The 23070-nt window shown below is 71.1% G+C and carries 20 protein-coding genes and 1 pseudogene; 10 read left to right on the plus strand and 11 right to left on the minus strand.

What is annotated here, in order from left to right; genetic code table 11:
* The coding region (locus ACLJPL_RS24195; protein WP_411079414.1) for an integrase core domain-containing protein at positions 1-127 on the plus strand (127 nt) is incomplete at its 5' end.
* A 53-nt stretch (positions 128-180) separates the two neighbouring features.
* Here ACLJPL_RS24195 and ACLJPL_RS24200 read toward each other — a convergent pair.
* Entirely contained in the window at positions 181-552 is a 372-nt protein-coding gene (locus ACLJPL_RS24200) for a DUF192 domain-containing protein (RefSeq protein ID WP_411083024.1), read from the minus strand.
* A gap of 194 nt (positions 553-746) precedes the next feature.
* Between ACLJPL_RS24200 and ACLJPL_RS24205 the strand changes: the two genes are divergently transcribed.
* The 3 genes from ACLJPL_RS24205 to ACLJPL_RS24215 all read left to right on the plus strand — a co-directional run bounded on the left by ACLJPL_RS24205 (position 747) and on the right by ACLJPL_RS24215 (position 3178).
* A complete protein-coding gene (locus ACLJPL_RS24205; RefSeq protein ID WP_411083025.1) occupies positions 747-1691 on the plus strand; it encodes a prepilin peptidase in 945 nt (314 codons plus the stop codon).
* Between the two features lie 70 nt (positions 1692-1761).
* On the plus strand, positions 1762-2580 hold the full coding sequence (locus ACLJPL_RS24210) for a class I SAM-dependent methyltransferase (RefSeq protein WP_411083026.1): 819 nt from the start codon (positions 1762-1764) through the stop codon (positions 2578-2580).
* A gap of 154 nt (positions 2581-2734) precedes the next feature.
* Positions 2735-3178: a hypothetical protein gene (locus ACLJPL_RS24215; RefSeq protein WP_411083027.1), complete on the plus strand. Its 444-nt coding sequence runs from the start codon at positions 2735-2737 to the stop codon at positions 3176-3178.
* Positions 3179-3407: 229 nt separating this feature from the next.
* Here the strand turns inward: ACLJPL_RS24215 and ACLJPL_RS24220 are convergent, their stop codons facing one another.
* Positions 3408-4622 (minus strand): winged helix DNA-binding domain-containing protein, encoded by a 1215-nt coding sequence (locus ACLJPL_RS24220; protein ID WP_411083028.1) that lies wholly within the window; start codon positions 4620-4622, stop codon positions 3408-3410.
* Positions 4623-5164: 542 nt separating this feature from the next.
* Positions 5165-6214: an L-glyceraldehyde 3-phosphate reductase gene (mgrA, locus tag ACLJPL_RS24225; RefSeq protein ID WP_411083029.1), complete on the minus strand. Its 1050-nt coding sequence runs from the start codon at positions 6212-6214 to the stop codon at positions 5165-5167.
* A 217-nt stretch (positions 6215-6431) separates the two neighbouring features.
* On the opposite strand from mgrA, the gene ACLJPL_RS24230 reads away from it, so the two are divergent.
* From ACLJPL_RS24230 to ACLJPL_RS24245, 4 genes are all read left to right on the plus strand, one after another.
* Positions 6432-7193 (plus strand): isoprenyl transferase, encoded by a 762-nt coding sequence (locus ACLJPL_RS24230; RefSeq protein ID WP_411083263.1) that lies wholly within the window; start codon positions 6432-6434, stop codon positions 7191-7193.
* A 361-nt stretch (positions 7194-7554) separates the two neighbouring features.
* Entirely contained in the window at positions 7555-8877 is a 1323-nt protein-coding gene (locus tag ACLJPL_RS24235) for a PhoH family protein (protein ID WP_411083030.1), read from the plus strand.
* Between the two features lie 390 nt (positions 8878-9267).
* The gene (locus tag ACLJPL_RS24240) at positions 9268-9993 is read left to right on the plus strand and encodes a transglycosylase SLT domain-containing protein (RefSeq protein WP_411083031.1); all 726 of its coding nucleotides are present in this window, start codon (positions 9268-9270) and stop codon (positions 9991-9993) included.
* Between the two features lie 130 nt (positions 9994-10123).
* Entirely contained in the window at positions 10124-11509 is a 1386-nt protein-coding gene (locus ACLJPL_RS24245; protein WP_411083032.1) for an AI-2E family transporter, read from the plus strand.
* An 80-nt stretch (positions 11510-11589) separates the two neighbouring features.
* Here ACLJPL_RS24245 and ACLJPL_RS24250 read toward each other — a convergent pair whose 3' ends face one another.
* The gene (locus ACLJPL_RS24250; RefSeq protein WP_411083033.1) at positions 11590-12123 is read right to left on the minus strand and encodes an alkyl hydroperoxide reductase; all 534 of its coding nucleotides are present in this window, start codon (positions 12121-12123) and stop codon (positions 11590-11592) included.
* Positions 12124-12133: 10 nt separating this feature from the next.
* Positions 12134-12688 (minus strand): peroxiredoxin, encoded by a 555-nt coding sequence (locus ACLJPL_RS24255; RefSeq protein WP_007452441.1) that lies wholly within the window; start codon positions 12686-12688, stop codon positions 12134-12136.
* 132 nt (positions 12689-12820) lie between these two features.
* Here ACLJPL_RS24255 and ACLJPL_RS24260 point away from each other — a divergent pair, with 132 nt between their 5' ends.
* Entirely contained in the window at positions 12821-13810 is a 990-nt protein-coding gene (locus ACLJPL_RS24260; protein WP_411083034.1) for a hydrogen peroxide-inducible genes activator, read from the plus strand.
* A 143-nt stretch (positions 13811-13953) separates the two neighbouring features.
* Here ACLJPL_RS24260 and ACLJPL_RS24265 read toward each other — a convergent pair whose 3' ends face one another.
* The 5 genes and pseudogenes from ACLJPL_RS24265 to ACLJPL_RS24285 all read right to left on the minus strand — a co-directional run bounded on the left by ACLJPL_RS24265 (position 13954) and on the right by ACLJPL_RS24285 (position 19025).
* Positions 13954-16347 carry an ABC transporter permease gene (locus ACLJPL_RS24265; RefSeq protein WP_411083035.1) on the minus strand — a complete coding sequence of 798 codons (2394 nt, stop codon included), beginning with the start codon at positions 16345-16347 and terminating at the stop codon, positions 13954-13956.
* Positions 16344-17030, minus strand: coding sequence for an ABC transporter ATP-binding protein (locus ACLJPL_RS24270; RefSeq protein WP_411083036.1), 687 nt, complete (start codon positions 17028-17030; stop codon positions 16344-16346). The genes ACLJPL_RS24265 and ACLJPL_RS24270 overlap by 4 nt, the downstream gene beginning before the upstream one ends.
* The gene (locus tag ACLJPL_RS24275; protein WP_411083037.1) at positions 17027-17551 is read right to left on the minus strand and encodes a PadR family transcriptional regulator; all 525 of its coding nucleotides are present in this window, start codon (positions 17549-17551) and stop codon (positions 17027-17029) included. The genes ACLJPL_RS24270 and ACLJPL_RS24275 overlap by 4 nt, the downstream gene beginning before the upstream one ends.
* Before the next feature lie 239 nt (positions 17552-17790).
* Positions 17791-18057: pseudogene (locus tag ACLJPL_RS24280) on the minus strand (hypothetical protein); the annotation flags it as partial.
* A complete protein-coding gene (locus tag ACLJPL_RS24285; protein WP_411083038.1) occupies positions 18054-19025 on the minus strand; it encodes an SPFH domain-containing protein in 972 nt (323 codons plus the stop codon). The gene ACLJPL_RS24285 and the pseudogene ACLJPL_RS24280, both read right to left, overlap by 4 nt.
* Positions 19026-19265: 240 nt before the next feature.
* Here ACLJPL_RS24285 and ACLJPL_RS24290 point away from each other — a divergent pair, with 240 nt between their 5' ends.
* Positions 19266-21503, plus strand: a complete 2238-nt coding sequence (locus ACLJPL_RS24290) for a transglycosylase domain-containing protein (RefSeq protein WP_411083039.1) — start codon at positions 19266-19268, stop codon at positions 21501-21503.
* A 101-nt stretch (positions 21504-21604) separates the two neighbouring features.
* Here the strand turns inward: ACLJPL_RS24290 and ACLJPL_RS24295 are convergent, their stop codons facing one another.
* Complete coding sequence (locus ACLJPL_RS24295; protein ID WP_411083040.1) at positions 21605-23068, minus strand: catalase; 1464 nt, start codon at positions 23066-23068, stop codon at positions 21605-21607.
* Positions 23069-23070: the final 2 nt, after the last annotated feature.

The raw sequence follows: 23070 nt of genomic DNA on the forward strand, positions 1-23070 counted from the left end.
AGACCTGGACCGGATGGAAGCATTCACCGACTGGCTGCACTGGTACAACTACCACCGACCCCACACCGGAATCGGGGGCCAGCCACCCGCCAGCCGCGTCACCAACCTGTCCGAACCACACACCTAGCCGGGTATTCCGCAGTCGGCAGCCAGTATCCCTCAGCCGGCGTCCCCGCCCCCCTACACGGCCTCCCCGGCCCGCAACTCCACCCGGACGCCCGGCCGTACCCCCCACCCCTCCATCGCCCCGGCTTCCGCCTCCACCACATGGCGGGCCCGCAGCCGGGGCAGGCCGAGCCGGCCCGGCTTCATCGTGCGGACGGCCAGCACGGTGAACTTCCGGTCCAGGTACGCCACATCGATGGCGAACCGCATCCGGAACGTGTGCACACTCCCGCACGGGGTGAGCATCATCGCCCCGTCGATCCCGTCCCGCCCGAGCAGCCCCCGGGAGCGGGCCCGGTACGAGGCCGCGATCCGCAGCGGCACCTCCCGGGCCCCCGCCTCCCCGCCGACCGTCAGCGTCCCGTCGCCATCACGCCAAGTCCTCATGGCCACCGACCGTAGCCGTCGACACCCGCCCTCGGGTCACGAACGCCAGGAGCAGGAGCAGGAGCAGGAGCAGGAGCAGGGGCGGGAGCGGGAGTAGGGGCAGGAGCAGGTGCGGGCGCTGGGAGCAGGAGCGGGTGCGGGCGCTGGTCCGAAGGCCCAAGCCTCCCCGTTGCCAAGCCGATTAGGGTCGACCCGTGGACATCGCGCTGCTCGCCCTCGCCGCTGTCTGGGGTGCCGTCACCGGGCTGCTGATCCCGCGTGCCGCCTACCGGTTCGCCGTCGAGCCGGAGGAACCCTGGCGCACCGCCTGCCCCTTCGGCCACACGTTCACCGGCCCGCTCGGCGGCTGGCTGGGGCCGGCCCGCTGCGCACCCTGCGGGCCCCGCGCGCAGACCCCCGTACCGTACGGAGACGACGCCGGGACCCCCGACCCAAGCAACGGCGACCACCGCCCCGCCGACCCCGACCCGGGGAACGGGGACCACTGCCCCGCCGACCCCGACCCAAGCAACGGCGACCACCTCCCCGCCGACCCCGACCCAAGCAACGGGGACCGCCGCCCCGCAGCCCTCCGCCCACCCACCGCCGGCGGCATCCCCTACGGGCCCGGGGCCCTCGCGCCCGCCGTCACCGTCCTCGTCTGTGTCGCGCTCGCCGCCGCCACGGGGCCCAGGCCCGAGCTCCTCGGGTGGCTGCTGCTGGCCCCGGTCGCCGTCCTCCTCGCCGTCGTCGACCGCCGCGTCCACCGGCTGCCCGACCCGCTCACCCTGCCCCTGGCCGGTGCGGCCGTCCTGCTGCTGGGAGGCGCGGCCCTCCTCCCCGGACACGCCGGCTCCTGGACCTCCGCGCTGCTCGGCGGGCCGGCGCTCGGCGGCTTCTATCTCCTGCTCTTCCTCATCAACCCGAACGGCATGGGCTTCGGCGATGTGAAACTGGCCCTCGCCCTGGGCGTCGCCCTCGGCTGGTACGGCTGGGCGGTGCTGTTCCTGGGCGGGTTCGCCGGGTTCCTGTTCGGTGCGGTGTACGGGCTCGGGCTCGTCCTCCTGCGCCGGGCCGGCCGCAAGACCGGCATCCCGTTCGGCCCGTTCATGATCACCGGAGCGCTGGTCGGCGTGCTCCTGGGGGCGTCGGCCGCCTGACGCCCGAGGAACCCGGCCGTCGACCCGGAATCCGGTCGCGCCCCCCGTCCCGGCCTGACACGATTCCCGTATGTCCGAACAGCCCCCTCCGCCCTCGACGCCCTCGACGCCCTTCGCCTCCCCGGCCTCCCGCGACCGCTTCGAGGCCCTCGTCGCCGAGGCCGACTCCGTCTCCGTCGACGGCTGGGACTTCTCCTGGCTCGACGGACGGGCCACCGAGCAGCGCCCCTCCTGGGGGTACGCCCGGGCCATGGCCGACCGGCTCGGGCAGGCCCGGGCCGCGCTCGACATCCAGACCGGGGGCGGCGAGGTGCTGGCCGCCGCGCCGAAGCTCCCGCCGGTCACCGTGGCCACCGAGTCCTGGCCGCCGAACATCGCCCGCGCCACCGCGCTCCTGCACCCGCTCGGCGCGGTCGTCGTCGCGGACGAGGACGAGCCGCCGCTGCCCTTCGGCGACGCGGCCTTCGACCTGGTCGTCAGCCGGCATCCGGTGACCACCTGGTGGGAGGAGATCGCCCGGGTGCTGACCCCCGGCGGTACGTACTTCTCGCAGCAGGTCGGCCCCGCGAGCGTCTTCGAGCTCGTCGAGTACTTCCTCGGCCCGCAGCCGCCCGAGGTGCGCCGCGGCCGTGACCCACAGGACGCGCGGGCCGCCGCCGAGGCGGCCGGACTGGACGTCCTCGACCTGCGGCCGGAGCGGCTGCGCACCGAGTTCTTCGACATCGGCGCGGTGGTCTACTTCCTGCGCAAGGTGATCTGGATGGTGCCGGGCTTCACCGTGGAGCGCTACCGGCCCCAACTGGCCGCGCTGCACCGGCGGATCGAGGACGAGGGGCCGTTCCTCGCCCACACCACCCGGTTCCTCATCGAGGCCCGCAAGCCCCGGTGACGTATCCGACAGGGAGGGGATCCGCAAGGGAGGGATTCCCGTCAACCCGCTTACCCCGGACGCCAGTTCACCCTTGCCCCACAGGCAACGGGATCGCGGGAGCCACCGTCCTACCCATCGGGAGCACCTACGGCGAGGGAAACGGGGAGCGGCCATGACGGTGGAGAGGGAAGAGTGCTGCGGGCCGGCCGGACGCGCGCGGCACGGCAACTCCGACTGGCTCACGGGCTCCCGGATCACCGCCGTACGCGGTGTCTTCTACCGGCCCGAGGGGCGCGCGGGGGAGCCGGAGGCGGTCGAGTTCGTGCTCTTCGAAGGCCAGTCCGTCCTGCTGACCTGCACCTCCGACTGGACGCTGCGCATCACCCCCGGCAGCTGGCCGCGACTGCCCGACTGGTGCGTACCGGCGAACCAGTGGCAGCACGCCCCGCTGACGCAACTGCCGCCGGTGCCGTACGGGGGAGCCTGGACGGTCGTCGGCACGCTGGAGCGCAGGGACGGGAACGGCGAGGTCCATGAGGCCGTCATCCGGTGCGAGGAAGGGGACTTCGTGGTCACCGCGGGAGACACGCTGGCGGTCCGCTTCCACCCCCGGTGACCACTGACCCGGTGACCACTGACCCCGGTGACCACTGACGGCTCCTGACTGACGGGCCCCCTACTCGTGCCCTACGCGTACTCGTGCCCTACGCGTACGACGCCCCCTCCCCGTACGCCCCTCTGCGCGCCCCTACCCGTACGCCCCCTGCGCGCCCCTAAGCGTGCGGCCCCACCGACACTCCGCCGCCCGTCTACGCGTGCGGCCCCACCGACACTCCGCCGCCCGTCTACGCGTGCGGCCCCACCGACACCGTGCCGACCGTCAGCTCCGCCGTCCCCTCCATGATCGCCCCCACCCGCTCCACCTGCTTCTCCAAATCCCGCAGCCGCGCCCCCGACAGCGGCTCCAGCGGCTCCACCGTCACCGCGATCCGCCGGCCCGAACGGCGCTGGTGCCAGACGCCCGCCACCGTGCCGTCCACCAGCAGCATCGGGTAGTTCCCCGCCTGCCCGCCCCCGAGCACCCGCTCGAACGCCCGGCCCGGGAACAGCCGCTCGCGGGGGTGCGAGGCGATGGCGAATGCGTCGAAGTAGGGGAGCAGCCGCACCCCCTCCGCCGTACCCCCTGCCGGGCCGGCCGCGGCCGGGAAGTCCGTGTCGCCCGCCACCACCCAGGCGGGCCCCGCGTCCCCGAACACCACCTCCTCGATGGCCCCGGACGCGGCCGAGGCGGCGAACAGCTCGGCCGCCCACCGCTTCGGGGCGGCCAGCCACTGGGCGAGGTGGGCCGGGGTGGCCGGCCCGTACGCGTACAGGTAGCGCTCCAGCAGGGCCGCCAGCGCCTGAGGGCCGGGCAGCGGGGAGTAGCCGGGGTTGGTGTACGCCGCCTTGCGGCCCCGGTTCGGCGCGTAGGCCAGGACGCCTCGGTGGCCGGCCAGGTGCAGGACCTGCCGCCAGCGCGGCCACATCGCCTGGAACCCGGGCATCACCAGGTCCCCGGCCCACGGCCCGGTCCGGGCGACGACCTCGTCGGAGAGCTCGTCGATGGTGAGCTCCGCCCCGGTCAGCGCGTCCCCGATCGCCGCCACGACCGCCTCCACCTCGTCGGGGGTCATCCGGGCGTTCTTGGGGAACGGGTTCGGGCCCGTGGGCACGGCCGACAGCGCGCCCGTCCACAGCGGCAGCTCCGCCGCGGGCAGCAGATGGACCGTGCCGCGCGGCCCGAACGTCTTGACCAGGGTGCGGTCGGTCCACAGCGCCGTACGTACGTCCTCGCGCGTCATCCCGTCGCACCGAAGCCCCACCGAGAGCTCGGCCGCCGACAGCACCTGGGCGTGCGCACCGAGCATCGCGCCCACGGCGTCGGCGGGAGAGGCGAACGGGGGCTCGGCGGGGGCGGCGGGGGAGGCGTCGGCGTACAGGTGCTGGCGGACCAGCCTCCGGGTGTTCGCTTCGGTCCAGGTCACGGTCACGGGCGCGGTCGCACGAGCTCGGGTCGTCATACCTCGAACGTAGAGCCCCTTCAGGCCAGAAACTGTCCTCATGAGGTTCCGGTTTCGGGCGGATCTCCCGCGCCGACTGCCCGGCTCCGGGCCGTGGCCAGGGCCGAAGGCCCGGCGCGGGGACGTGTCCGTGTCACCGGCGGGGAGTCGGGGCGAACTCGGAGAGTAGCTGCGGTGTGGCGTGGCACGCCGCGGCACTTACGAAGGGTTATGGTGGAAACCCCCCTCGGGCCGGTCCGTATCCCCCCCACGGACCGGCCCGTTTTTTTTCTGTACTGCTTTTCTGTACTGCTTTTCTGTACTGCGTCCCGACCGGCCTGTTTTCCGCGCCGCGTCCGCACCGGCCCGGTTCTTCTGCACCGCGTCAGGACCGGCCCGTACGTTCGCACACCGTGTCAGGACCGGCCCGTACACGTCCGCACCGCGTCAGGACCGGCCCGTACACGTCCGCACCGCGTCAGGCGTCCCCACGCGGAACCCGCACAGCAGCCTTCCGGCCCCGCTCCCCGTCGCCCCCCCTGACCCCCTGGCCCCCGGCCCCCTCAGCCCCGTCCCGCCCAGATGTTGGTGCCTGCCGTGTCCACGGCGAACGCGTCGATCTCCTTCAACTCCTCGGCCGTCAGGGTCGGTCCGGCCAGGGCGGCCACGTTCTCCTCCAACTGCTTCACACTCGACGCGCCGATCAGCGCCGACGTCATCCGGCTGTCGCGCAGCACCCAGGCGATGGCCAGCTGGGCGAGCGACTGGCCGCGGCCCTGTGCGATGTCGTTCAGCCCGCGCAGCCGGCGCAGCACCTCGTCCGAGAGCAGGCCCGGGTCCAGCGACTTGCCCTGGGTGGCGCGCGAGCCCTCCGGGATGCCCTTCAGGTACTTGTCCGTGAGCAGGCCCTGCGCGAGGGGCACGAAGGAGATGCAGCCCATTCCGGCCGTCTCCAGCGTGTCGAGCAGGCCGTCGTCCTCGATCCAGCGGTTGATCATGGAGTAGGACGGCTGGTGGATCAGGGCCGGGACGCCCATCTCCCTCAGCAGCCCGGCCGCCTCGGCGGTCTGCTCCGCGTTGTACGAGGAGACGCCGGCGTACAGCGCCTTGCCCTGCCGCACCGCGGACGCCAGCGCGCCCATCGTCTCCTCCAGCGGAGTGTGCGGGTCGAAGCGGTGCGAGTAGAAGATGTCGACGTAATCGAGGCCCATCCGCTTGAGGGAGGCGTCGAGCGAGGACAGCAGGTATTTACGGGAGCCCCACTCGCCGTACGGCCCCGGGTGCATCAGATAGCCGGCCTTGGTGGAAATGACCAGCTCGTCCCGGTACGGGGCGAAGTCCTGGGCGAAGAGCCTGCCGAAGTTCAGCTCGGCCGAGCCGGGCGGCGGGCCGTAGTTGTTGGCCAGGTCGAAATGCGTCACCCCCAGGTCGAAGGCGCGGCGCAGGATCGCCCGCTGGGAGTCGAGCGACCGGTCGTCGCCGAAGTTGTGCCACAGGCCCAGCGAGAGGGCGGGCAGCTTGAGGCCGCTGTGCCCGGTGCGGCGGTACTCCATGGAGTCGTAGCGCGTATCGGCGGCGCGGTAGTACAGGTCGGGGGAGAGGTAATCAGTCATTTTCCCTCCTTATCACGGAGTTGTGACAGACCGGGTTGGGCCCCCGTGACCCGATCGCAGTAATGTGGCGGCTTCGGGAAATGCCGATGTGCGGCGCGGCTCATGGCCGCGCGGGTCCGTGCGGACCGCGCAGCGCTCCCCGCGGGGGTGGACCCCGGACCCCCGGCGACGGGGAGGGCGGGCCCCGGGCCCGTACGGAACCGAGAGGGTGAACTCAGTGAACTTCCGCGACCTGGTGTACAGGCTCTACGCGCGCCGGGTGGAAGGCCGCCTGGACCACGACCAGGTGCCGAAGCACATCGGGGTCATCCTCGACGGCAACCGCCGGTGGGCGAAGGCGTCCGGCGGCTCGGCCGTACAGGGCCACCAGGCCGGCGCGGACAAGATCTCCGAGCTGCTCGGCTGGTGCAGCGAGACCGATGTCGAGGTCGTCACCCTCTGGATGCTGTCCACGGACAACTTCGACCGGCCCGAGCACGAGCTGAAACCGCTCCTGGGCATCATCGAGAACACCGTGCGCAACCTGGCCGCCGACGGGCGGTGGCGCGTCCACCACGTCGGCACGCTGGACCTGCTGCCCGCCGGGACGCAGACGGTGCTCAAGGAGGCCGAGCAGTCGACCGCCCATGTCGACGGGATAATCGTCAACGTCGCCGTGGGCTACGGCGGCCGCCAGGAGATCGCGGACGCCGTGCGCTCGCTGCTCCTGGAGCACTCGGAGAAGGGCACGACCTTCGAGGAGCTGGCGGAGGTCGTCTCCACCGACCTGATCTCCGAGCACCTCTACACCCGCGGCCAGCCCGACCCCGACCTGGTGATCCGCACCAGCGGGGAACAGCGCCTGTCGGGCTTCATGCTCTGGCAGAGCGCCCACTCGGAGTACTACTTCTGCGAGGTCTTCTGGCCGGCCTTCCGCAAGGTCGACTTCCTGCGGGCGCTGCGCGACTACGCCGCCCGCCACCGCCGCTACGGGGCCTGAACGGCCCTTCGCCCGCGTTGCCCGGTGACTCCTCTATATAGGGGAGTCATCGCCCGTCCACCGGGACTTCTCCACACCGTGTCATATGCAGCGGCATGGCTTCGGGCCGAAGAGGGAATACCCCTGGCAGGTCGACATCCGGTCATCAACCAGGCGGATGTCGCATCCAAGTGAGCGGCACCCAGCCCGCTCGCCCGGGAGGCCCTTTGCACACGAAGGACCGTAGACAGTCTGCGGCCGACGCGGAGGCCGTGGTCCGGCCCGCGCACAGGGGCCCGATCCCGGTCCGTCCTCTCCCTTCGGGAAGCTCAGCGACCGTTCGTCGCACTCCCCGACCTCGTCCGAGGGGGTACGTCCTTCCGTGGTGACCAGTAGCAAGCGCCGCATGCCCGACAGGCGCACATACGTTCTCGACACCAGCGTCCTGCTGGCCGATCCCGGTGCCATGGCCCGCTTCGACGAGCACGAAGTCGTGCTGCCGATCGTGGTGGTCACGGAGCTGGAGGCCAAACGGCACCATCCGGAGCTCGGATACTTCGCCCGGCAGGCCCTGCGCCTGCTGGACGACTTCCGCATCCGGTACGGCCGGCTGGACGCCCCGATCCCGCTCGGGGATCTGGGCGGGACGCTCCGCGTCGAACTCAACCACTCCGACCCCGGCGTCCTGCCCGCCGGCTACCGGCTGGGGGACAACGACTCCCGGATCCTCGCGGTCGCCCGCAACCTCCAGGCGGAGGGGTACGACGTCACGGTCGTCTCCAAGGACCTGCCCCTGCGGATCAAGGCGTCCTCGGTCGGCCTCCTCGCCGAGGAGTACCGCGCCGAGCTCGCCATCACCGATTCCGGCTGGACCGGAATGACCGAGCTGTCCGTCTCCGGGGAGCAGGTCGACCTGCTCTTCACCGAGGAGACGCTGTACGTCCCCGAGGCCGCCGAGCTCCCCGTGCACACCGGCCTGGTCCTCCAGTCCGAGCGCGGCAAGGCGCTGGGCCGGGTGACCGCCGAGGGCAATGTGCGGCTGGTGCGGGGCGACCGGGAGGCGTTCGGCATCCACGGCCGCAGCGCCGAGCAGCGGATCGCCCTCGACCTGCTGCTCGACCCGGACGTCGGCATCGTCTCGCTGGGCGGCCGGGCCGGCACCGGCAAGTCGGCCCTGGCCCTGTGCGCCGGTCTGGAAGCGGTGCTGGAGCGGCAGCAGCACAAGAAGGTGATGGTCTTCCGGCCGCTGTACGCGGTGGGCGGCCAGGAGCTCGGCTATCTCCCCGGCAGCGAGGCCGAGAAGATGAGCCCCTGGGCGCAGGCGGTCTTCGACACGCTCTCGGCGGTCGCCGGGCGCGAGGTCATCGAGGAGGTGCTCGGGCGCGGGATGCTGGAGGTCCTGCCGCTCACCCACATCCGCGGCCGTTCGCTGCACGACGCGTTCGTGATCGTCGACGAGGCGCAGTCGCTCGAACGGAACGTCCTGCTGACCGTGTTGTCCCGGATCGGGGCGAATTCACGTGTGGTGCTCACCCATGACGTGGCCCAGCGGGACAACCTCAGGGTCGGCCGGTACGACGGAGTCGTCGCCGTCGTCGAGAAACTGAAGGGGCATCCGCTCTTCGCCCATGTGACGCTCACGCGTTCGGAGCGTTCGCAGATCGCCGCACTGGTGACCGAAATGCTGGAGGAAGGCCACATCTGACCTGCATGTCCTGCTTGATGCCGCCCGGCGAGCCAAGGAGCTTAGCCGGGCGGCATCGTGCTGCGCCGTCATTTCCGTAAAACCGATGGCCCAAACGGGGTGTGACCTTTCCCACGCAACACAGAATTGCCCTGTGGCGTCCCCGTCCGGCAGAGTCTTGCTTCCGTCAGGCCCCGCATACGGCACTTGGGCGCCTCCAGAGGCGCCACGCACCACACAACTCAACACGAGACGCCCGTATGCCGCCCGCGAGTACCACGCGGCAGCCTCCTCACGGGGGTTGCCGGACGGGCCCGTGCCTCCCGTGACCCACGCAGTAGGGAGGCCAGTGCCAGGGGCACGAACGCGCCCGCGAGGTCACCTAAGCGGACGATGCTGGAAGGACACCATGTGAGCCGGATCTCGGTCCGGGGGTTCGCCGTGGCATCTGCCACCGCGGTCACCACCGTTGGCGCCGTCGTAGGCGTTGCTGCGGGCGGCGCACCTGCCGCCGACGACAACAACTTCGAGGCTGCCGCAGCCGACACCACGCTGCTCGCAGACATCCCCGCGGGCCAGCAGGCCCAGGTGCAGACCGCTTCGCTGACGCAGCAGGCCGACGCCCAGGCGTCCGCCGCCCACGCCTCCGCGAAGAAGTCGGCCGAGGAGTCCGCCCGTATCCAGGCCGCCAAGGACGCCAAGTCCAAGAAGCAGGCGGCCGAGGCGAAGGCCGAGGCCGATCGGCAGGCCGCGGAGAAGGCGGCGAAGCAGAAGAAGGAAGAGGCCGAGCGCGCCAGCCGGTCCTCCGTCCGCGACGCCTCCTCGTTCTCCGCGCAGGGTTCGTACAGCGTGGCCCAGGTGCAGGCGATGGCCCGTCAGATGGTGCCCGCCGACCAGTTCCAGTGCTTCAGCAACATCGTGAACCACGAGTCGACGTGGAACTACCGCGCGGTCAACCCGTCCTCCGGCGCGTACGGACTCATGCAGGCCCTGCCGGGCCACAAGATGTCCTCCGCCGGCGCCGACTGGCAGACCAACCCGGCCACCCAGATCAAGTGGGGCCTCAGCTACATGGACGGCCGCTACGGCTCCCCGTGCGGCGCCTGGTCCTTCTGGCAGGCCAACAACTGGTACTAGCCCGACCCTCGACGTCCGGGGCCCCTCACCGTGAACGCGGTGAGGGGCCTCGCGCGTGTACGGTCGCATCCGGCGATTCCGGTGATCCCGGAGGGCGCTGGGGAGCGAAGTTGGGGGAAGGGAAAGAGACATGTCGAAACTGCCGGGCTGGCTGGGACGCTTCGGGTCCGAACTGACGGAGCTGGGCGCACGCCTGGAGGAACGCCGGGCGCGTGCCGACGACGACGAGCCCCTCGGGGCGGCCGCCGCCTCGGAGGACCTCGCGCAGGTGCCCCCGCCCCCCTCCTACGCCCCCTCCGTCGCCGCCAAGCCCGATCCGGTCGCGGCGATTCCGTGGGGGATGCGCGTCGCGGCCGAGGCCGGCTGGCGGCTGCTCGTCCTCGCGGGGACCCTGTGGGTGCTGATGCAGGTGATCAGCGCCGTGCAGCTCGTCGTCCTCGCGTTCTCCGCCGCCCTGCTCATCACCGCGATGCTCCAGCCGACCGTCGTACGGCTCAAGCGGTTCGGGCTGCCGCACGGGCTCGCCACCGCCGTGACCGCGGTGCTCGGGTTCGTCATCATCGGCCTGGTCGGCTGGTTCGTGGTGTGGCAGGTGATGGAGAACCTCGACACGCTCTCCGACCGGGTCCGCGACGGCATCGACGAGTTGAAGCGCTGGCTGCTGGACAGCCCCTTCCACGTCACCGAGTCGCAGATCAACGACATCGCCAAGAACCTCAACGACACCATCGGCACCAACACCGAGGAGATCACCTCCGCCGGCCTCCAGGGCGTCACCTTCATGGTGGAGTTCCTCACCGGGCTGCTGCTGGCGATGTTCTCCACGCTCTTCCTGCTCTACGACGGCAAGCGCATCTGGCTGTGGACGCTCAAGCTGGTGCCCGCCCAGGCCCGGCCCGGAGTCGCCGGGGCCGGACCGCGCGCCTGGCGCACGCTGACCGCCTACGTACGCGGCACGGTGCTCGTCGCCCTGATCGACGCCATCTTCATCGGCCTCGGCCTCTACTTCCTCAATGTGCCGCTCGCGGTGCCGCTGGCCGTGTTCATCTTCCTGTTCGCCTTCATCCCGCTCATCGGCGCGGTGGTCTCCGGTGCGCTCGCGGTGGTCGTCGCGCTGGTCACCGAGGGCGTGTTCACCGCGCTGATAGCGCTGCTGGTGGTCCTGGCGGTGCAGCAGATCGAGGGCCACATCCTCCAGCCGTTCATCCTCGGCCGGGCGGTGCGGGTCCATCCGCTGGCCGTGGTCCTCGCCGTGGCGACCGGCGGCCTGGTCGCGGGCATCGGCGGCGCGGTGGTCGCCGTACCGCTGGTCGCCGTGACCAACACGGTGGTCGGCTACCTCCGCTCCTACGCGACCCCCGGCCCGGTCGGCGGGCAGCACGGGGCCACCGCCCTCGGGGTCGCCCCGACGCCGCCGCCCGCCGCGCCGGACGCGGTCGTGGACGCGCCCGGCGCCGAGCCCGTACCGGCGGTGGAATCCTCGGATCCGTCGGCGGACCCCAGGGCCGAGAAGTAGGCGCAGACGCGAAAAAGAAGAGCCCCGAGGACGGTCGGTCGTCCTCGGGGCTCTTCTCGTATGCGGGGTGGTGCGGGTGACTACTCGGCGATTACGGCCTCGGCGTCGAGGGTCACACCGACCGCCTGGATCACCGAGGCGATCTTGACGGCTTCCTGAATGGTCTCACGGTCCACGCCGGCCTTGCGCAGCACCTGCTCGTGGGAGTCCAGGCACTGGCCGCAGCCGTTGATCGCGGAGACGGCGAGCGACCACAGCTCGAAGTCGACCTTCTCCACGCCCGGGTTGCCGATGACGTTCATCCGCAGGCCCGCGCGGAGCGTGCCGTACTCCGGGTCCGACAGCAGGTGCCGGGTCCGGTAGAAGACGTTGTTCATCGCCATGACGGCGGCCGCCGACTTCGCCGCGGCATACGCCTCCGGCGACAGGTTGGCCTTCGCCTCGGGCTCCAGCTCGCGCAGCACCCGCGGCGAGCGCGAGGCGATCGCGCAGGCCAGCACGGTGCCCCACAGCTGCTGCTTCGGGAGGTCGCTGTTGCCGATGACCGAGCCGAGGTTCAGCTTGAGGTCCTTGGCGAAGTCCGGTACGGCGGACTTGAGTTCGTCGAGAGCCATGGGTATCAGCTCACTCGCCCGAGAGGAGGGCGACCGGGTCGAGGGTGTTCTCGCCCTTGGTCCAGTTGCACGGGCACAGCTCGTCGGTCTGGAGCGCGTCGAGGACCCGCAGGACCTCCTTGGGGTTACGGCCCACGGAACCGGCGGTCACCATCGTGAACTGGATCTCGTTGTTCTGGTCGACGATGAAGACGGCGCGCTGGGCGAAGCCGTCCTCGCCCTCGATGCCGAGGTCCCGCATCAGCTCGTGCTTCGAGTCGGCCAGCATCGGGAACGGCAGGTCGGTCAGGTCCGGGTGGTCCTTGCGCCAGGCGTGGTGCACGAACTCGGAGTCACCGGAGAAGCCGAGGACCTGCGCGTCGCGGTCGGCGAACTCCTCGTTCAGCTTGCCGAAGGCGGCGATCTCGGTGGGGCACACGAAGGTGAAGTCCTTCGGCCACGCGAAGACGATCTTCCACTTGCCCTCGTAGGTCTTGTGGTTGATCTGCTCGAACTCCTTGCCGCTCTCCAGCGAAACACAAGCAGTCAGGTCGAACTCGGGGAACTTGTCACCGACAGTGAGCACGCGCTCTCCTTGCAGCGTAGGAAATCCCCTTTTGGGAGATTTCCTGAGGGTTGGACGAGATCCACCTTGGCACAGAGTGCATTGATCAGGGAAATAGCTACACTCGGTCGTGATGATCGGAGGTGCCTATCAGTGGCCCAGGGAAAACAGGGCATTCGCCCGAAGCAGACCGGTAAGCCGACCGCCAAGCAGCCCAGCCTGTCGCAGCTCCGCGCCTTCGCGGCCGTGGCGGAGCATCTGCACTTCCGGGACGCGGCGGCAGCAATCGGGATGAGTCAGCCGGCACTCTCCGGAGCCGTGTCCGCCCTGGAGGAGGCACTGGGTGTCCAGCTCATCGAGCGTACGACGCGCAAGGTGCTGCTCTCACCGGCGGGGGAGCGGCTCGCGGCGCGCACCGGGGTGGTGCTGGAGGCCGTCGCCGCGCTGATGGAGGAGGCGGAGGCGGCGCGCGCGCCGTTCACCGGAGTGCTCCGGCTCGGCGTGATCCCGACCGTCGCCCCGTATCTCCTGCCCACCGTGCTCCGGCTGGTCCACGAGCGCTACCCGGACCTCGACCTCCAGGTCCACGAGGAGCAGACCTCCTCCCTGCTGGAGGGGCTCGCCGCCGGACGTCTGGACCTGCTGCTCCTCGCCGTGCCGCTCGGGGTCCCCGGGGTCAGCGAGATCCCGCTCTTCGACGAGGACTTCGTGCTGGTCATGGAGCAGGACCACTGGCTCGGCGGCCGCGCCGACATCCCGCGCGAGTCCCTGCGGGAGCTGCCGCTGCTCCTCCTGGACGAGGGCCACTGCCTGCGCGACCAGGCCCTGGACATCTGCCGGGAGGCCGGGCGTACGGAGGGGGCGCCGGTGACCACGACCGCCGCCGGGCTCTCCACCCTGGTCCAGCTGGTCGCGGGCGGGCTCGGGGTGACGCTGCTGCCGCGCACCGCCGTGACGGTGGAGACCGCGCGCAACGACGCCCTGGCCACCGGGTACTTCGCCCACCCGGCCCCCACCCGGCGGGTGGCCCTCGCGATGCGGACCGGGTCGGCGCGGGGCGGCGAGTTCGAGGAGTTCGCCGCCGCGCTGCGCGGGGCGATGGAGCCCTTGCCGGTGCGGGTGGTGGGAGAGCCCGACGTATGAACGCGTGCGGGTGCGGCCGGACCTTGAACGCGTGCGATGGCGGCCGGACCTTGACCGCGTGCGGGTGCGGGTGCGGTCGGACTTCTAACGCGCGGGTGCGGCCGGACTTCAGCCCGGCCGCACCCGCGCGCCGGCTGCCCCCGCTACTCCGTGCGCAGCCCGTCCGGCCGCATCAGCCGCCACAGCGAGGGCAGCGACAACGCCGTCACCAGCAGGATCAGCCCCGCGCCGATGCCGGTCAGCGGCAGGAACAGCCACCAGTCGGAGACGCTCTTCTCCACCATCCAGACCAGCGTCGCGCCGAGTCCCAGCCCGCCGGCCACCGCCACCGCGAGGCCGAGGACCACGGGGACGGCGGTCTGCCACAGGACCGACCAGCTCAGCGTCGTACGCCGGGTGCCGAAGGCGACCAGCACCGACAGCAGCCGCCTGCGCTCGCGCAACTGCTCCAGCTGGGAGACCAGCATCGACGCGGCGATCAGCAGCAGCACCACACTCGCCCCGACCTGGAGCCCGCTCTGGACGCTGGCGTACTGCCGGTCGCGCTCCACCTTGTCGAGCGTGACGACGAACATGCGCGGGTCGATCCTGGCCGCCGTGTTCCGTACGTGCTCGGCGACGTCCGGCACGTTCTTGTCGACCCGGATCTGGGCGGTGATCTGCGCGCCGGGCAGCGTGCCCGCGTCGATCGCCCCGGTGGTCGCCATGATCCCGTGGTGCGTCTCGCCCATCGGGTCCTTGCGGCCCTGCACGGTCGGGGAGTCGGCGGGCAGGGTCCACCGCACCGGCTTCCCCTCCCCGGAGCCGATCTCGATCTCCTTGCCCTTGCGGGCGGCCTGGTCGATCCAGGCGGACATGTCCTCGTCGCCCGGCGGGTGGACGACGAACGTGTCGCCGTCCTCGCAGGCGCCGATCCGGGCCAGTTCGCGCAGGGTGTCGCAGGCGCCGATGGTCAGCGAGGTGGTGGGCGGGATGTCGTCGTCCGCGTAGACGCCCGGCTTGGACGCGTACGCCTGCACCGAGCCGATCACCATGTCCACGCCCTTCGTGGCGCGGAACTGCTCGATGGCCGAGGTGGCCGCCTCACCCGTGACCTTCTCGGAGTACGTGGCGAACTGGGCCCGCGTGGGGTCCTGGCCGGTCATCCGGTTGAAGTCGGCGTTCATCGCGGCGAACAGCATCTGCAGGGCGATCGCCCCCGCCACCGCCACCGTGACCCCGCTGACCGCACGGGACGCGGCCCCGCTGCTCAACTGGAGCCTGCGGGTGGCGAGCTGCCAGGGCACCGGGCCGCCGCGCAGCCGGCTCACGCACGCCTCGACCAGCCAGGGCAGCAGCAGGGCGAGCCCGACCAGCACCAGCACCGCCCCGGTCGCGATCCCGTACGGCTTCATGGGCGCGTACTCGTAGTCGTTGATCCGGCCCGTGAAACCGAGCACCGCCAGACCCGCGAGCGGCATGAGCGGCCGCCACCAGAACCGGCGGGCCCGGTCGCGGCCGCGGCGTACGACGCCGAGCGGTTCGATCACCACGGAACGCATCGCGACCAGCGTGACGAGCACGGCGGTCAGCGGCACCGCGAGGGTGATCAGCAGCGCCAGCCGGGGATCGGGCACCAGGTCCGCCGGGAACGCGCTGACGTCCCAGATCTCCACCGCACCGACGAACTGCCGCCCCGCCAGGAAGAACACCAGGCCGCACAGCAGCCCGAGGACCGCGCCGAACAGCGCCTCCCCGGCGGCGATGCGCCGGGTGGTGCGGATGTCCGCGCCGACCAGGCGCAGCGCGGCGAGCCTGCGGTCGCGCCGGTCGCCGCCGAAGCGCACGGCGGTGGCGATGAAGATCGCGACCGGCACCAGCAGCACGACGCAGACCATGATGGTCAGCATCACCAGCAGCGGCGGCAGCGGATCGGCCTCGCGGGAGTTCCCGTATCCGGTGATCCGCTGGCCGCCCGCGGCGGGGGTCAGGGTGTCGCTGCCCGCGTAGTAGAGGAGTTCGCCGGGCGAGCGCAGCCCGGCGTCACCGATCGTGCCGGTGATCCCGTACGGCAGCCGCTCCCGCAGGAGTTCGTTCCCGGGGGCGGCGAGCAGGTCCCGCAGCGCGGGGGAGACCACCATCTCGTCCGCCCCGGGGAAGCGGTCGACGCCCGGCGGACGGACGGGCGCCGAACCCTCCGCCCGCATCAGATGGCCGATGACGGTCCGGCCGCGGTACTCGGTGGTCGTCGAGATCCGCAGCACCGAGGCGTCCGACTTCGCGGGGCGCCCCTCGGAGGCGGCGGACTCGCCGCGCGCCTGCTCCCGCGCGGAGCGCTCGTCGAGCATGTGCGGTACGGAGGAGGCGAGCAGCAGCAACGCGACCCCGAGGCCGACGCCGACCGCCGTCAGCAGCGTACGTATCCAGCCCTCGCGGCCCCCGGACGCGGCGAACCGGATGCCGAGGCCGAGGTCCCGGAGGACGGCCGCGCCGCGCGAGGGCGGCTTCGGGCGGTCCTGTTCGGCGGCCGGAGGGTTACGGGAGTCGAGCAGCGTCATACGGAGTGCTCCAGGTCGCGGGCCCGGCCGTCGCGCACGGTGACGTCCCGGTCGGAGTAGGCGGCGACCCGGGCCTCGTGGGTCACCAGGACCACGGCCACGTTGGACGACCGGGCGGCCGCGGTGAGCAGCTCCATCACCCGCTCGCCGTTGAGGGAGTCCAGGGCCCCGGTCGGCTCGTCGGCGAAGATCACCTTCGGGGAGCCCGCCAGGGCGCGGGCCACGGCGACGCGCTGGCCCTGGCCGCCGGAGACCTCGCCGGGGCGCTTCGCGCCGAGGTCGTCGACCTCCAGGCGCTCCATCCACTCCCGGGCGGTGCGCTCGGCCGCCTTGCGCTTCACACCGTCGAGGCGGAGCGGCAGCGCCACGTTCTCGACGCAGGTCAGTTCGGGCACGAGCTGGCCGAACTGGAAGACGAAGCCGAAGTCGCTGCGGCGCAGGGCGCTGCGCTCGGCGTCCGACATCGCGGAGAGCTCGCGGCCCGCGTAGGCGATGGTGCCGGAGTCCGGGGTGATGATCCCGGCCAGACAGTGCAGCAGGGTCGACTTGCCGGAGCCGGAGGGGCCCATCACGGCGACGACCTCCCCGGGGTGCACGGAGAACGACGCGCCGTCCAGGGCGGGCGTCGAGCCGTAGGTCTTGCGCAGGTCGCGGGCGGCGAGCAGGGAGCCTTCGGGGATCACGGGGCGACCACCTTCGCGAGCTGGTCCAGGCGGGCGGCGGTCAGTTCCAGCCAGCGCAGATCGGCTTCCAGGTGGAACAGGGCGTGGTCGCAGATCAGCTGGTCGGCGAGGTCGCCCCGGCGCTTGCGGTCGGTGAGGATGCGCATCATCCGCAGGTGCTCCGAGCGTTGTGAGTCCAGCAGGGCGGCGGCGCTGCGGTCGGTGAGGAGCGCGAGGACGACCTTGGTGTAGAGCGTCGACTGAAGGTACGGTTCCGGTTTCTCGGGCTGCGCGAGCCAGCGGGAGACATCGGTGATCCCGGCGTCGGTGATCGCGTAACGCTTGCGTTCGGGCCCCCCTTCGCTCTCGACGCCGTCGACCTCGACCAGCCCGTTCTTCAGGAGCCGGGACATCGTCGAGTAGACCTGCCCGTAGTGCAGCGGGCGGTCCTGGCCGAACTTCTCGTCGAAGGTGCGCTTGAGGTCGTAGCCGTGGCGCGGGCCGGACTCCAGGAGTCCTAGGAGGGTGTGACCGATTGACATGAGGAGCACTGTACACGGGGTGTATACCCGGTGTGTATACACGTCCGAAAAGAGCCCCCTGGCCCGTGGGATGGACCAAGGGGCAGGGGGCTTGCTCGCTACGCGTCGTCAGCCGCGGGTGGCGATTTCGGCTCCTCCGGCGGCCTCTCTGGGCCCTCCGGCGGCCTCTCCGGCTCCTCCGGCGGCCTCCTCGGCTCCCCGGGCGGCCTCTCCGGCTCCTCCGGCGGCCTCCTCGGCTCCCCGGGCGGCCTCTCCGGCTCCTCCGGCGCCCGTTTCGGCGGCCGTCCCCGGCGGGCGATCGGAGCCGCCGACCCCGGCAGCCGCCCCGCCTGCTCCAGCGCCTGGCGGAGCAGGAACTCGATCTGCGCGTTGGCGCTGCGCAGTTCGTCCGAGGCCCAGAGGGCCAGCGCGTCGTGCACCGCGGGGTCCAGCCGCAGCAGCATCTGCTTGCGCTGCCGCGACCGGGACGCCGGCGGCGTCCGCCGGGGAGGCGTCGGGTCGGTCACTGGTAGAGGCTGCCCGTGTTGAGGACCGGCTGCGCCGCGCGGTCGCCGCACAGCACCACCAGCAGGTTGCTGACCATGGCCGCCTTGCGCTCGGAGTCGAGCTCCACGATGCCCTGCTCGGCGATCCGGGCGAGCGCCGTCTCGACCATGCCCACCGCGCCCTCCACGATCAGCTGGCGGGCCGCGACGACCGCGCCGGCCTGCTGGCGCTGGAGCATGGCGGAGGCGATCTCGGGGGCGTACGCGAGGTGGCTGAAGCGGGACTCGATGATCAGGACGCCCGCCGCCTTCACCCGGGCGGTCAGCTCGACGGCCAGCTTCTCGGTGATCTCCTCGGCGTTGCCGCGCAGCGAGAGGCCGTCCTCCTCGTGGGCGTCGTACGGGTACTCGATCGCGATGTGCCGCACCGCCGCCTCGGTCTGGGTGGCGACGAACTCCAGGAAGTCGTCGACCTCGAAGAGGGCCTGCGCGGTGTCCTCGACCTTCCAGACGACGATCGCGGCCAGTTCGATCGGGTTGCCGTAGGCGTCGTTGACCTTGAGGACGGCGGTCTCGTGGTTGCGGACCCGGGTGGAGATCCGGCGGCTGGAGGTCAGCGGGTTGATCCAGCGCAGCCCGTCCGCGCGGATGGTTCCGACGTACCGCCCGAAGAGCTGGATCACCCGGGCCTCGCCCGGAGCGACCATCTTCACACCGCTCATGCAGAAGAACGAGGTGATGGTGAGCAGGATCCCGAGGATGAGGAGCGGGACGCCGACGCCGTTGTTGCCGCCCGCGCCGATCACGCCTCCGAGGATGGCCAGACCGATGCCGGCGAACACGCCGACGACGGTCAGGAGCAGTCCGAGGCCGCCCGGGATGGAGTGCGCGGTCACTTCCCTGACCTGCGGTGCGGGCATGTCGGGGGTGTCGGGGGCGAGGTCGGCCGCGGGTGCGTCCGGGCGGTGGCCGTCGTGCTGTTCCGTCATGGGGTCCCCCGTTCCGCGCGACCTGTCGTCGCGCTATCAATGTGATGTCACATTATCGGTTCTCGCAACCTTGTGCACCCTTGAGGAGTCGGTTCCTGGGGGAGCGGGTGCTGATTGTCACGTCCGTAGAAGACCGGATCGCTCGTCCTTCATCCCTGCCGACAGTGTTAGCTGGCAGGTCTGAACGAACTGACTGAACCGAGCGAGCCGGTCGAGCAGAGAAGCGGGAGCAACACAGCAATGGGTCGAGCGGATGCGCGACGAGCCCGGGCGCGGGAATCGCGCCGGGCCGCGAAGAGCGGCGGCATACGCGGACTCTTCACGTGGAAGAAGCTGCTGGGCACGTTCTTCGGGTTCTGCCTGCTGGCCATGGGCGCGTTCACCGCGCTCTACCTGTACGTCGGCGTCCCCGCCCCCAACGTGCTGGCGGAGCGGCAGAGCAACGTCTACAAGTACAGCGACGGCACGGTCCTCGCCCGGTCCAACAACGGGATCAACCGGCAGATCGTGGACCTGGACGAAGTGCCCGAGAAGGTGCAGCGGACCTTCGTCGCCGCCGAGAACAAGACCTTCTACAAGGACCAGGGCGTCGACCTCAAGGGCACGACCCGCGCTCTGTTCAACACGCTCAGCGGCAAGGGCAAGCAGGGCGGCTCGACCATCACCCAGCAGTACGTGAAGAACTACTACCTCAAGCAGGACGCCACCGTGAGCCGCAAGCTCCGGGAGCTGGTGATCTCGCTCAAGGTCGACCAGGAGCAGTCCAAGGAGCAGATCCTCGCCGGGTACATCAACACCGCCTACTACGGGCGCGGCGCCAGCGGCATCCAGGCCGCCGCCCAGGCGTACTACGGCATCGACGCCAAGGACCTGAACGTCTCGCAGGGCGCCTACCTCGCCTCGCTCCTCCAGGCCCCCAGCCAGTACGACTGGTCCACCGCCACCGAGACCGGCAGGACCCTGGTCAAGGACCGCTGGGCCTACACCCTGAAGAACATGGTGGAGATGGGCTGGCTGGAGGAGTCCGAGCGCGCGCAGCAGAAGTTCCCCTATCCGCAGAGGCCCAAGCCCGCCAAGGGCATGGAGGGCCAGACCGGCTATCTGGTCGAGGCGGTGAACAACGAGCTGGAGAAGCAGGGCGTCTCCGCGGCGGACCGCGAGGCCGGCGGCTGGACCTTCACCCTCACCGTCGACAAGAAGCGCCAGCAGCAGCTGGAGAAGTCGGTGGACCAGGAGCTGGAGTCCAAGCTCGACCGCAAGGCCAACAAGGTCGACGCCGGAGTCCAGGCCGGCGCGACCTCCGTCGACCCGAAGACGGGCAAGGTCGTCGCGATGTACGGCGGCGAGGACTACGTCAAGCACTACATCAACAACGCCACCCGCCAGGACTACCAGCCCGCCTCCACCTTCAAGCCCCTGGTGCTCGCCGCCGCCCTGGAGAACGAGGCCAAGACCCAGGACGGCAGCCTGATCGGGCTCAGGACGATCTACGACGGCACCAGCAAGCGGCCCGTCGTCGGCAGCGACACCCCGTTCAACCCGCAGAACGAGGACGACAAGGACTACGGCCCCATCTCCGTCCAGCAGGCGATGAACAGCTCGGTCAACTCCGTCTTCGCGCAGATGATCGTGGACGTGACGCCCGCCGCGACCAAGCGGACCGCGCTCGCCCTCGGCATGCCGGACAAGAACTTCCCCGAGCGCCCCGCGGTCTCCCTCGGCGCGATGAACGCCTCGACCTGGGACATGGCGGCGGCCTACGCCACGCTCGACAACCACGGCAAGAAGGTCACCCCGCACATCCTCCAGTCCGCCGAGCACCGCGACCGCTCGGTCAACCCCCCGGAGCCCAAGAAGCAGCAGGTGATCAGCCGTGCGTCGGCCGACACCGTCACCTCGGCGCTCACCGGCGTCGTCGACTCCGGGTCCGGCAGCGCGGCTGACACCTCCGCCTACGACGCGGCGGGCAAGACCGGCACCTCCGAGGACAACAAGTCGGCCTGGTTCGCCGGGTACACCCCCGAGCTGACCACGGTCGTCGCCCTCTTCGGCGAGGGCGACGGCGGCCGCAAGCAGGTCTCCCTCACCGGCACGGCCAACTCCGGCCGGGCCAACGGCGGCGGCTTCCCGGCCAGGATCTGGGCGCACTACACCCTCGGCGCCCTGGGCAGCGGCTCGAACGCGAAGTTCGACCTGGAGGACGTGGAGCGCGGCGAGGTCCCCGCACCGCCGACGCCCTCGCGGACACCGTCCGAGAAACCCACGCCGACCGAGTCCGAGGAGCCCACCCCGTCGAGGACGCCGTCCAGGACCCCGTCCGTGACGCCCAGCGCCCCTCCGACGACATCCTCGCCCCCGCCGACCATCACCCCGCCCCCCACCCCGCCGACCAAGAGCCCGGAGCTGCCGCCGCTGCCCGGGGAGAGCGACGGGCAGCCGGGCGAGCGGCCCGGCGGCGGCGGGCTCTTCGGGGAGTGACCCGGGCCTGCGGCCGTGAAGTGAGGGACATGAAGTGAGGGAGGGGCGGCACCGGTCGGTGCCGCCCCTCCCTCACGCGTACGGAACGTCCCTCAAGCCGCTCAGCCGCCGTTGACCTTCTTCGCGACCCGGTCGCCCAGGTCCTTGTCGACATTGCGCCAGTACTGGAGCGCCCGGTCCAGCACCGGACGGCTCACGCCGTCCAGGAGGTGGCCGGAGATGTTCGACACCAGCCGGTCGCGCGCCGCGTCGTCCAGGACCTCGCGCACCAGCGTGCCCGGCTGGCCCCAGTCGTCGTCCTCGCTGTGCAGCTTGTACGCCTCGTGCACCATCTCGCCCGCCGTGGCCCAGCCGGCGGGGTCGCCGAACCGGGCGGTGTCGGCCGCGGGACCGCCGTACGAGTTCGGCGCGTACACCGCACCCGTGCGCGACGGCTCGTACCGCATGGGTCCGTCCTTGGCGTACGAGTTCACCCCGTGCCGCGGCCGGTTCGGCGGGAGCTGCGCGTAGTTCGGGCCGATCCGGTAGCGGTGGGTGTCCGGGTACGAGAAGAGCCGGCCCAGCAGCATCTTGTCCGGCGACGGGCCGATGCCGGGCACCAGGTTCGACGGCTCGAACGACGCCTGCTCGATGTGGACGAAGAAGTCCTCCGGGTTCTCGTTCAGCGTCATCCGGCCGACCTCGATCAGCGGGTAGTCGCCGTGCGGCCACACCTTGGTCAGGTCGAACGGGTTGAACCGGTAGTCCGGCGCGTCCTCGAACGGCATGACCTGCACCGACAGCGTCCAGCTCGGGTGGTCCCCGCGCTCGATCGACTCGAACAGGTCGCGGCGGTGGGCGTCGCCGTCCGTGCCGGCCAGGTCGTCGGCCTCCTCCTGCGTCAGGAAGTCGTTGCCCTGGTCGGTCCGGAAGTGGTACTTCACCCAGAACCGCTCGCCGCCCCCGTTGACCCACATATAGGTGTGCGAGCTGAAGCCGTCCATGTTCCGGTACGTCTTCGGGACGCCCCGGTCGCCCATCAGCCAGGTGACCTGGTGGGCGCTCTCGGGGGACAGGGTCCAGAAGTCCCACTGCATGTCGTGGTCGCGCACCCCGTTGTCCGGGCGGCGTTTCTGCGAGCGGATGAAGTCCTGGAACTTCATCGGGTCCCGTACGAAGAAGACCGGCGTGTTGTTGCCGACCATGTCGTAGTTGCCCTGCTCGGTGTAGAACTTCAGCGCGAAGCCGCGCGGGTCGCGCCAGGTGTCGGGCGAGCCCTGCTCACCGGCGACGGTGGAGAAGCGGGCCAGCATGTCGGTCCGCCTGCCCGGCTGGAACAGGTCCGCCTTGGTGAACTGGCTGACGTCGTTGGTCACGACGAACGTTCCGTACGCTCCCGATCCCTTGGCGTGCACCACCCGCTCGGGGACCCGTTCACGGTTGAACTGGGCCATCTTCTCGATCAGATAGTGGTCCTGGAGCAGGATCGGGCCGTCCGGCCCCACGGTGAGCGAGTGTTCGTCGCTCTCCACCGGAATCCCGGCGTTGTTCGTGGTGTAGGGAAGCTGCGGGGTCTTCTCGGTCACGA

This window comes from Streptomyces sp. cmx-18-6 (genome assembly GCF_046548915.1).
Lineage (GTDB): Bacteria > Actinomycetota > Actinomycetes > Streptomycetales > Streptomycetaceae > Streptomyces.